A 953-nucleotide genomic window follows, 5' to 3' on the forward strand; every position below is an offset into this window, starting at 1 on the left:
GTATCCCCCAGGCGTGCGATAGCTGGAGCGAGACGTGCGCGGCGTACCGATTTTTGCGCAATACGGATGTGGCCTGGGAAGCCATCCTGGAGCCGCATTGGGCGAGCACGCAGGAACGCATGCGCAGCCAGTCGGTGGTGCTGTGCATCCAGGACACGACCGAGCTTGATTTCAACGGCCAGGACATCGACGGGCTGGGGCCGTTGAACTACGAAGCAAGGCGCGGGCTGTACTTGCACCCCACCTATGCGGTGACGACCGAACGCGAACCGCTGGGCGTGCTCGACGCGTGGATGTGGGCGCGTGAGGAGCTTGATGCCGATGGCGTTCGTCCTGGTCCGAAAGAAAGCACACGCTGGGTCGAAGGCTACGAGCGCGTGGCGGAAATGGCGCCGGACATGCCGCACACGCGACTGGTGTACGTGGCCGACCGCGAGGCCGACATGGTGCAAATGATGCGCCGGGCCAGCGAGCTGGGCACGCCGGCGGACTGGCTGGTGCGCGCCAAACATGACCGCTGTTTGCCCGGCGGCGACGGCGCCAGGCTGTGGGCGAGTACAACCAGCGCTGAGCCCTTGGGTGAAATCACCTTCGTGACCGGCGCCCGCGAGACTCAGAAGAGTCGCACCGTGCGCCAGCAACTGTGGGCTCGCGAAGTCGAGATCGCGGACGGCGAGCGCGGCAAGATCAAGGTTCACTGCGTAATCGCACGCGAAGTCGGGGCGCCCGCTGGCATCAAGCCGATTGAGTGGCGTTTGCTGACCAACCGAGCCGTCGCAACCCAAGAAGAAGCGGTCGAACTGATCAATTGGTACCGGGCGAGATGGGAAATCGAAATCTATTTCCATGTCCTCAAGAATGGCTGCGAAGTCGAGACCCTGCAATTGGCCGCTGTCGACCGGATTGAGCGCGCGCTGGCCTTGTTCCTGGTGGTGGCTTGGCGCGTGACGTAT

At 63.7% G+C, this 953-nt stretch carries 1 protein-coding gene; it reads left to right on the forward strand.

Annotation, left to right across the window (positions count from 1 at the left end; translation table 11 throughout):
* Positions 1 to 953, forward strand: a 953-nt coding sequence (locus F6X37_RS35830; RefSeq protein WP_187614677.1) for an IS4 family transposase, incomplete at both ends; no start/stop codon positions are given.

This window comes from Paraburkholderia sp. 31.1 (assembly GCF_014397645.1).
GTDB lineage: Bacteria > Pseudomonadota > Gammaproteobacteria > Burkholderiales > Burkholderiaceae > Paraburkholderia > Paraburkholderia tuberum.